This is a genomic window from Arthrobacter sp. Hiyo1 (assembly GCF_001263615.2).
Taxonomy (GTDB): Bacteria; Actinomycetota; Actinomycetes; order Actinomycetales; family Micrococcaceae; genus Arthrobacter.
Map to the genome: position 1 here is coordinate 562,112 of NZ_DF952469.1, position 8,770 is coordinate 570,881.

An 8,770-nucleotide genomic window follows, 5' to 3' on the forward strand; every position below is an offset into this window, starting at 1 on the left:
CGCGAGCCCACCTGCGTCGGCCGTGCGGCCCGTGATGCAGTATCTGCTCGACGCCATCACCGGCGCCCCGGCCTTTATCGGCAACAACCGCATGGACATCGTTGCCGCCAACGCCCTCGGCTATGCCTCTACTCCGAGATGTACCGTGGCCCGGCACGCCCCGCGAACCACTCGCGCTTCATCTTCCTGGACCCCCGCGCCCACAACTTCTACCCCGACTGGGACCGTGCAGCGAACGTCAACGTCGCGATTCTGCGCCGCGACGCGGGCCGCAACCCCCACGACAAGGACATCGCAGCACTCGTTGGGGAACTTTCCATGCGCAGCGACGAATTCCGCGCGCGCTGGGCAGCACACAACGTCCGCCGCCACTATTCAGGCACCAAGTTCTTCAACCACCCCGTGGTCGGGCTCCTGGAACTGACCTACCAGGCCATGGAACTCGAAGACGACCCAGGCCACACCCTCACGGTTTACCCCGCGGTTCCCGGCAGCCCCTCGGAAGAAGCCCTCAAACTCCTCGCCTCCTGGGCGGCCACCGAGAATATCGTCCAGTCCCCCAAGCCCTCGCTGGACCTTAGAGCCAGCACCAAAGGTGAGGTCTGAGCCTTCTCCGCCCGCGCCCACGCGCTCTCGTGTCTTAAGTTCCCACGAGGGCGTAGTGTCGAATTAGGAGATTTCGGGATGGTCGTTCGGGTCCGGGGATTGAATATCAGGGCTGTGCGACGCGCGAGCGGCCACGGCTGCAGGCCTGGGTCGAAGATCCCGGGCGCCCTTGGAATCGAGGCCGCATGGCCAACAACAACGCAGTACCCACCACGGAACAATTGCAGGATCTACTGCTTGAAAGCCCGGGTTTCACCGAATTTCTCCTAGGTTTGGCTACCATCTCAGCGTCGTTGTTGGACGGCAGGGAACCTCTCTTGTGCGCCATTACCGTCGAACGGGATGCCGGCCCTTCGACGGTGGCGAGCAGTACCGCTGCGGCGCAGCGCTTGGACGAGAAGCAATACGCGTTCGACGACGGCCCTTGCCTTACGGCCTTGCGTCACCAACATCGCGTGCTGATTGACGACCTGCAGGCCGACGACCGTTGGGCACAGTACGCCCACCAGGTGGATGGCGAAGGTATTCGCTCTGTCCTCGCAGTGCCTATCCAGACGGACTCTTCCTCACGCGCAGCTTTGAATTGCTACGCCTACGCACCCGGCACTTTCAACCCGGCCATCGTCGCCCGCGTATTGGAGCATGCGGAGACAATTTCGAAGACGCTGAGGTTGGCGCTGAGGCTTCACGTCCCGGAGCCGTACCCTGAACATTTGCGCTCGGCCCTGCAATCACGGGCCGTGGTGGACGCGGCGCTGTCCTTGATCATGCTCCAGAACCGTTGTGGGCGGGACCGCGCCATGGAGCTCCTTCAGCTTGCTGCTCGGAACAACAACCGGCGTCTTCATGAGATCGCCACCGATATCCTGAACGGATCAGTCCCCCAGGATTGGACTTCCACTGGTGCGTCCCATGAATAATCGTGAGGGGTCGGGAATGCGTCATCCTGAGTGGGCATCCGCGCAACGGAGAAGCGCCGCCGAATGGTACCGTGACGGCCGCACGGCCTTGGCCGGGGTGTGGGCCTACTTTTACGGGATTGGGGGCGATGTGGATGAAATGGCTGTGGACGCGTACCTTCATGAGCTCGGCGAGCTCCCCCCATCGCAAATGAACCTTCTGGCCTTGGCAATGCGGGAACTGGACACAGAGGCGATGCGGGAACTGGATTCGGAAAGGATGGCGGACACATGAATAGTGCGGAGCGGGGGCCCACCCGCACTGCGTCGGCCGGCTTGGCTGCCCACCCGAACCAGGATCTTGGCGTGACCCTCCAGGATCTTGTTTTGGAGAGCGTCGACCTGGACGAATTCCTTGCTGAGCTAGCGACCCTTGCAGCGGCCGCGCTGACAACTGCCTCCAACGCCGTCTCGTGCGGCGTCACCGTTGTGACAAGGAAAAAGGGCGTCACCACGGGCAGCAGCGATGAAAGAGTGGGCGCTCTCGATGAACTGCAGATTGAGTTCGGCGACGGGCCGTGCCTCACGGCGCTTCGGCACAATTCGGTGGTTCTTGTCGTCGATAGCCGCCACGAAAGCCGTTGGATCGACTACATGGAGGCTGTTTGGCGGAACGGCGTTGGAGCCATCCTGGCAGTGCCGCTTGATCTGGACGGTGAAACCGAGGCCGTCATGAACCTCTATTCGACCACCCCGCACGGGTTTACAGGACCGGACGTTACGGCCGCGGAGGAATTCGCCGAGGGTGCAGCAACGTCCCTTCGCCTGGCTTTGAAGATCTCCCAGTTGCGTAACGCCAAGGACGATCTCACTGCAGCCATGCAGTCCCGCTCGACGATCGATACCGCCGTCGGGATTGTCATGGCGCAGAACCGATGCGGCCGCGACACGGCCTTCAAGGTCTTGACCAGGGCGTCGAACAGCCGGAACGTCAAACTCCGGGACATTGCCGCTCATGTCATTGCCTCCGTGTCGGGCGAGACGGATCCAGAAGCTTACTTCGACGAATAGCCAAAGCGCTGGGAATGGTGCGGACTAAGCTAGGAACAGCGCACCAACTGTCGTGTTGAATTCTCTTTCACAGGAACGTTGCGGCTCGATGCACTGGACCTAGAAGAATGAGGACTATGGCGCGGAAACTACCGCTGGATGAACTGTCGACCGTTATTGCGCGAATCCAGGGCCTGCTGCTGACGGAAGAGAAAGTGGACCGCGCCGTGCGGTTGCTTGCCCGTGCCATCAAGGACTCCGTGTCCGGAGCGAGCGGCGCGGGGGTCTCCATCCTGGACTCGAGGGGCAGGCTGACCAGTAGCGCTTCCACCGACGAGGTGGTCACCCGCGCGGACGCACTCCAATATGAATTGGGCCAGGGGCCGTGCCTGACGGCTTGGGCGATGGAGGAAACGGTGATCGTCCGGGACGTCGAAACTGATCCACGGTGGCCGGACTGGACTGACGCGGTGAAGGGCATGCCCATCCATGCGGTGGTCAGCACCCCGTTGATCGCCGAGCAAGAATGCATCGGCGCCTTGAAGATCTACTCGGACCGCGCCGGCGCTTTCGACGAGGACGAGGCCCGGGTGCTGGAACTATTCGCCGCCCCGGCAGCGACGCTGCTGGCGAATATCCAGGCCAGCGAAGCGCCACACCGCATCAGCGAAGCCCTGGCGGAGTCCCTCCACAGTCGAGACCTCGTCAACCGCGCCTGCGGCATACTGATGCAGCGCCACTCTTTGACCGTTGACATGGCCCTTGCCGAACTGATGCGCCGGGCCCGGCAGCAGAACAGCACGCTGGGCCAGATCAGTGCCGATCTCGTCGCCGGGATTCCGGCGGCCCTGGACTAAGGCCGGCCCGTGGGCTTCGATCCGCACGAACCACAACAGCAGCGCATGCTGGCCGCTGCAATGAAGTCAGCACGCATCAACGTCGGCGAACTCTGGCTCAAGTACTTCAGCCTGGGCGGCGAAGTTGGCGAGTACGAGGTGGAAGCCTATCTCCAAGGCCTCCTCTCCCTCCCCGTCCTGCAACGCGACCTCCTGGCCATGGCCGCCAACGAACTCATCGACACATTCCCCCACGGTCGCGCACCCTACTCCGACGAGCTCGGCAGCCCGGATGGCGAGTCTCCGAGGAAGGAACCCGGGTCCGGGACGCAGGAGCTGCCGGAGTCTGATTCCGGGGAGTAGGCGGCGGGTTGCGTCGCTCCGGGTTGAGGCGTACGACGGCGGGCGGCAGTTGGGGGGTTGCCTTCACTTCGCGTGTGGTTCCGTCGCGGAGCGCGGGGCGGGGCGCGTGGTACGTAACCACACGTAGGCCAAACACGTAGACCCCGGCTCTTCCACACTGAATTTTGCAATTTTCACACGGAGATTCGCCCAAAACGCACGGAGATTGGACCGATTCCACACGGAGACGGGCTTTCGCAGGTTTATCTTTCTCTCAGGATGGGGCCGTCAGCAGCTCAAGAGCTGACAAACCCTCCTAACCAAACAATGTCAACCTAACCCTTGGGGGGATTATGAATTGGCACCAAATTGGCTGCGTTCTGCGAGGAAAGACAAAAGCCAGTCGAGCAGTCGCGGCCGGAATTATCGCGCTTGGGTTGTTTGTCGCCCAGCCCACCTCGGCATTTGCAGCGCCACCCACGCTGGAAGATGCTAACCAGATCCTGGCCAAGACATCGACGAGAATGCAGGTCACGTCGAACTTGGTTGACCCTACAAATAACGCTGGCGTTGTTGCACCTGGGCGACCAACCGATACTGGTCAAAAGGCTCACGTTCCCAGCAAAGTCGAACTCTCAGCTTCGGGCACGGCCGAGATTCTCGTTTCGTCGGGGAATGATCAGAAGAAGCCGGACAGGAAGATCACTGCCTCGTTCGCCCATGGGAAAGCCAAGGTATCCGGGAACACTGCGGTGTATTCAACTTCTGGTATCGACAGAAGGTTGTATGTGCGTTCCACGCCGAGTGGTGCCGATGTGTTTGTTGCCCTCGGCAGTCCCAAGGCGGATCGGACGGCGGCCTTTGACTACGACCTTCCGCCCGGGTTTACTGTCTCGGACGGAATCCCTGGTTCCAAGAACTTCTACTCGGCTCAAGGCAACTATTTGGGTTCGGTGAAGCAGGGCAGCGCCAAGGACTCTGCGGGCAACGCAGTCCCCACAACATTGGAAATTAGCGCAGCCACGATCACGCAGAAGGTACAGCCCACCACTGCGACTGCGTATCCGCTCGTGATGGCGGCCCCTTCGTGGACCTACAACTACGAGTTCTCACTGGGCTACGGCAATCACGTGGAGCCGTTCAATCTCCTTCGAACCTGCTTCAACTGCTACTTCCCGATCAACGGGGCGACGTCGACGTACCCCTACGTAGGCAGGTCTTGGATCTGAAAATCCTCGTTGCCGGGGCGATTCAGGTTCCGGCGCCAGTGCAAATTGGTTATGCCGGAAACTTTTATTTCCAATTCACGGCACTGGCAGGGCACTTCGACGGCGAGGGATCGATCATCAATTTCGCCTCGATACCCAAGCCAAACGGCGAGAGGGCCTTGAACGTCAACGCGGCCATCGTCATTGACCGCGGAGTACTGAACGCCGGGAACCAGTACGCCGCACGTGGGCAGTGGTACCAATTTGCAAGCAACATGTGCATGGGGCTTTGGAGGACGAATGCCTCAGCCTGCAACTGGCCGGCTCTCTACCCACCCTACTAACTAAGGAACTGTCGTTGGGGAGTCTAGCGAGACTCCCCAACGACAGTTTTCGTCCGCGGCCACGCCAGACCACCAACAAGAGCTGCCGCACCAGCCGAAACAAGATTCGTCCACCACGGCCACTTTGAATCCGATGTCGAAGCCAAGGCCATGAGAATCAGCAACGTTGAAGCCCCGGTAATTACGGCGGCGGTGGCCTTTTCAAGATCACGTCGAATCACGATCAGGCGACACGCCCAAAAGATCGATACGGCAATGATGCAACCCAAGACGGCACCTACCATCGCGCCGCCGAGGCCCGAGAGTATCGCCAATCCCGGCCCGCCGGGCCCGCCCAAGAGAAGAACCACTAGCGCATAGGCGCATCCGAACCCAGCCCCAAAGAATAATCCCCTGCTTACTGGTCTGTTCAACGTTCCCCCGTCCCTGGCGATTTCAGAATGCCCCAAATTCCCAAAGTCTATTGCGTCTACGATAATTCGTTTCAGGGAGCCGGTGCCAGCAGGGCGCCCGAGCGCTTCGGCCTGGGCGATTCGACGGCGGACTCGGCTACACGGAGAAGGTCGCCTGCGAACACTGAGATTGGCTCTTTTCACACGGATTTTTGGTGAAATCACACTGAGGTTCGGTACATCGCACACGGAGACGGCCTCGGCGGGGCTTATTTTGCTGTAGATGAAACTTCTAACACTCTCCGCGGCCGCAATGCTCTTGATCGTTGCCATCATTTCATTCGTCGGCAATCAGCCGACGTGGGTGCTCTCCCTGGCGGCTTCCGGGGCGAGTCTTGCGACATGGTTTGTCTACAGGAAGCAAGCAAAATGACCACCGGGAACGAGAGGTTTGGTCCGAAGCCTGTCCCGCTCGTCGGAACTGGTGGTTCCAAGCCTGATCAAATGCTCGCGAGATCAATAGCAGTAACTTCTGAAAAAGGCGGTATACATGAACCTGTCGGTCGTGGTGAACCCAACTGATCCGGATAACCCCGACGTCAGCGACGCCTGGGCTACGCCCGTTTTGGGCATCGTCTATTTCGTGTTGGTAGTCGTCGCGCTTGCATCGCTTATGGCATCAAAGTGGATTCCCGCCCCCAGTCAAGTAAGCGATTGCCGTCGGGATCCTTGTGTTGCCGTTTGTAGACTCAGGTCTCCGGATTGTCTATTCCCAAGTTCGGCACCGTGGGCTCATGCGACCGTCCAAAAGCTCGTAGTGGGCCCGGTCGAATTAGGGGGAGAAATTGGGCGAAACATGGTGATTTCGGAGGCCCGGCTGGCAGGTCGCTCCCACGGTAGCCACAGCCTCAGAGACATCCCGCGCTTATGGATATGGCTTCCGGGTCATGGGCAGGGACACACGGGGGTTGCCGATGGGAGGGCCTGCGATCGCTTTGGACACGAACAACCGCCAATGGATTGTCTCGACCGCCCATCCCGAAGAGGTTGTATCAACAATCCAGGATCAAATTGCAGCTAAGTGAACAAGTCCAATTGCACGTTCCAGATACGACGGGAGCCGGACAATGTCCGCCAGACCTAAATTCCCGACCCCAAAAACCGTGTGGGGACGACTTTATCTTTACGTCGCTTCGGTGGGCGGCATGTGGACAGCGCAATGGTTGCTTTACTGTGCGACCTCTGGTTGGTCACCCGAGCCGACTCTAGCCAGCTTGGTGATGTTCAGCATCATCTTCCTGTTCTTGGTCCTTGCCATCATTTAACCCCGGCCAACAAGTCGTTCGGCTTCTGCGAAAGGTCAAGCGGAAACTCTACAACTGAAATCTCTTTGTCGACCGACTCGATGCTGCGGGAAGGGAGCAGCGAATCCGACGTCACGGTCGAGGCCGGACGCTGCGTGAATATCTTCGGGTGCTGGACGAGGCTTCGTCCGACTGCGGAAACCGAGTGATTTTCATCGCCAGTCAACAATCGAAGACTGTTATAGGGACCCAGCACTGGACCATTTCCATGAGGCTGTCTTGATCCTCCGGAGATGTCTAACTGCAATCCAGATAACTGAAAATGTTGGGTCTGTCGCTGACGCCCGGATTTCCATCCATATCGCAAAATGACCGATATTCCTGAGTCCGTTTCGCTATTGCGCGGCCACAGCCGCCGTCGCAAACACATCCGCCGGCATCGGCCGGTGCAGCTTCCAAGTGATCGCCATCGGCTTCTCGCCTGCGTGTTGCACGTAGTCCACTTGGCCCAGACATGTGTACGGAACGGTCAACCCCGTCTCGTCCTCTGAAGTATCCCGCGTGAAAATAAGGATCTTTGACCCGTGCACGGCCCTGTCCAAATACCGTCTGCCCGTCGGGCTTCCGGGCGAGGTCGCGTTCTGCGACTCCCAGTGGAACAGCTCCGGGCTGATCGCGTAGTCCTTATACATCGTCGTCGCTGAGTGCTTCTTGTCGTCCTTATTGAGGGTGACAAAGAAGGCATCGGTGGACGTTGCCGGGCACCAGGCCACCCCCTCCCGATGCTGCACATTCTTTCCGAATTCCAATGACCCGTACTGCAACGCCGCCAGAATTTCCTCCCGTCGGTAGGTCGCGTGCGAGAGCAGCGGAACGTGCTGCAGCCCTGCTCCGAGGCTCTTAGCGGCATGTTTGGACGCCAAAACCCCGAGCTTCACGATTTGGCGGATCTCGCTGCACACAAACTGATAGCCGCGAAGGTAGTCCAAGCCAGCGTCGTACGACGGGAAACCGCCGCCGTCGTCCCAGAGCGTGTAGAACAGCATACGGGCGAAAGTCTGCTCCCGCATGCCGAGCGCTGCGTAGCGGGGTGCGTCGGGGCTTACTAGCGTCGAGTACGCCTCGGCACGTTCCGGATCGTCCACATGGATGAGCGCTGCCATACGTCCGAGGAGCCTTATCTCGTCGGCATCCGAGAGTTCGTGGATCCTCCCACTGAGAACTGCCTCCAGCGGCGAGAATCCCTCGATCAGCTCCGCCTGGCGGAGGTACCCTGTCCAGGAGTCCCTTGTCGAACGGTAAATCGACTTCACATCGTTTCCGGACTGCTCCAGATAGGCCTCCAGCTCGGTCTCCCCATACGATGCGATGTCCCGAACCAGCCGCGCCCGGTTAAACCGCAGCTGCGCCTTGATGTTGTCCAGCACTACCTTCTGAGCCACCCTGTCCAACACGATTTGCGACCCCGAGGGAAGGTACGGGAACTCATCCTCGACAGCCTTCTCCAGTTCCTTGCGCCCGTAGCCGGTGAGCGCCCGGTAGCGCAGATCAAAGCGGAACTCACGGCGTTGCTGGCCGATGAAATCCATGACGGTCAGCACCGCTTTACCCTCCGCACGGCGCAGCCACGTCCCAACTGCTGGAGGAAGATTGTGGCGCTCTGCGTGGGCCGGAGCATCAGGATAGTGTCCACCTGCGGCAGGTCCAGGCCTTCGTTGAAAAGGTCGACAGCGAAGATACAGTTGATCTCCTGCCGGCTGAGCCGTTCCAGCGCCGCGGCGCGGCCGGC

Annotated in this window: 10 protein-coding genes and 1 pseudogene; 8 read left to right on the top strand and 3 right to left on the bottom strand. The window is 60.1% G+C overall.

The genetic code is table 11. The features are described from left to right. The 8 genes and pseudogenes from AHiyo1_RS06995 to AHiyo1_RS07030 all read left to right on the top strand — a co-directional run. Window positions 1-606, top strand: a pseudogene (locus AHiyo1_RS06995) (MmyB family transcriptional regulator); the annotation flags it as partial. 185 nt (window positions 607-791) lie between these two features. Continuing rightward, a complete protein-coding gene (locus AHiyo1_RS07000) occupies window positions 792-1,526 on the top strand; it encodes a GAF and ANTAR domain-containing protein (RefSeq protein WP_059388067.1) in 735 nt (244 codons plus the stop codon). Next, on the top strand, window positions 1,519-1,800 hold the full coding sequence (locus tag AHiyo1_RS07005) for a hypothetical protein (RefSeq protein WP_059388068.1): 282 nt from the start codon (window positions 1,519-1,521) through the stop codon (window positions 1,798-1,800). The genes AHiyo1_RS07000 and AHiyo1_RS07005 overlap by 8 nt, the downstream gene beginning before the upstream one ends. Then, complete coding sequence (locus AHiyo1_RS07010; protein ID WP_084784393.1) at window positions 1,797-2,576, top strand: GAF and ANTAR domain-containing protein; 780 nt, start codon at window positions 1,797-1,799, stop codon at window positions 2,574-2,576. Before AHiyo1_RS07005 ends, AHiyo1_RS07010 begins: the two co-directional genes overlap by 4 nt. A 116-nt stretch (window positions 2,577-2,692) precedes the next feature. After that, window positions 2,693-3,412 carry a GAF and ANTAR domain-containing protein gene (locus AHiyo1_RS07015; RefSeq protein ID WP_059388069.1) on the top strand — a complete coding sequence of 240 codons (720 nt, stop codon included), beginning with the start codon at window positions 2,693-2,695 and terminating at the stop codon, window positions 3,410-3,412. 9 nt (window positions 3,413-3,421) lie between these two features. After that, window positions 3,422-3,754, top strand: coding sequence for a hypothetical protein (locus AHiyo1_RS07020; protein WP_059388070.1), 333 nt, complete (start codon window positions 3,422-3,424; stop codon window positions 3,752-3,754). Between the two features lie 767 nt (window positions 3,755-4,521). Further along, window positions 4,522-4,962 (top strand): hypothetical protein, encoded by a 441-nt coding sequence (locus AHiyo1_RS07025; RefSeq protein WP_059388071.1) that lies wholly within the window; start codon window positions 4,522-4,524, stop codon window positions 4,960-4,962. Next, entirely contained in the window at window positions 4,953-5,285 is a 333-nt protein-coding gene (locus AHiyo1_RS07030) for a hypothetical protein (protein WP_059388072.1), read from the top strand. The genes AHiyo1_RS07025 and AHiyo1_RS07030 overlap by 10 nt, the downstream gene beginning before the upstream one ends. A 1,709-nt stretch (window positions 5,286-6,994) precedes the next feature. Here AHiyo1_RS07030 and AHiyo1_RS07035 read toward each other — a convergent pair. The 3 genes from AHiyo1_RS07035 to AHiyo1_RS26340 all read right to left on the bottom strand — a co-directional run. After that, complete coding sequence (locus tag AHiyo1_RS07035) at window positions 6,995-7,237, bottom strand: hypothetical protein (protein WP_148667450.1); 243 nt, start codon at window positions 7,235-7,237, stop codon at window positions 6,995-6,997. 139 nt (window positions 7,238-7,376) lie between these two features. Next, entirely contained in the window at window positions 7,377-8,582 is a 1,206-nt protein-coding gene (locus tag AHiyo1_RS07040) for a DUF3427 domain-containing protein (protein WP_253257193.1), read from the bottom strand. After that, on the bottom strand, window positions 8,576-8,770 hold a 195-nt coding region (locus AHiyo1_RS26340; protein WP_253257194.1), incomplete at its 5' end, for a helicase-related protein. The genes AHiyo1_RS26340 and AHiyo1_RS07040, both read right to left, overlap by 7 nt.

Excerpts from the sequence above, each read along its gene's own strand:
- AHiyo1_RS07005 (WP_059388068.1), top strand. The coding sequence starts at position 1,519 with ATGAATAATCGTGAGGGGTCGGGAATGCGTCATCCTGAGTGGGCATCC.
- AHiyo1_RS07000 (WP_059388067.1), top strand. The coding sequence starts at position 792 with ATGGCCAACAACAACGCAGTACCCACCACGGAACAATTGCAGGATCTA.
- AHiyo1_RS07010 (WP_084784393.1), top strand. The coding sequence starts at position 1,797 with ATGAATAGTGCGGAGCGGGGGCCCACCCGCACTGCGTCGGCCGGCTTG.
- AHiyo1_RS07015 (WP_059388069.1), top strand. The coding sequence starts at position 2,693 with ATGGCGCGGAAACTACCGCTGGATGAACTGTCGACCGTTATTGCGCGA.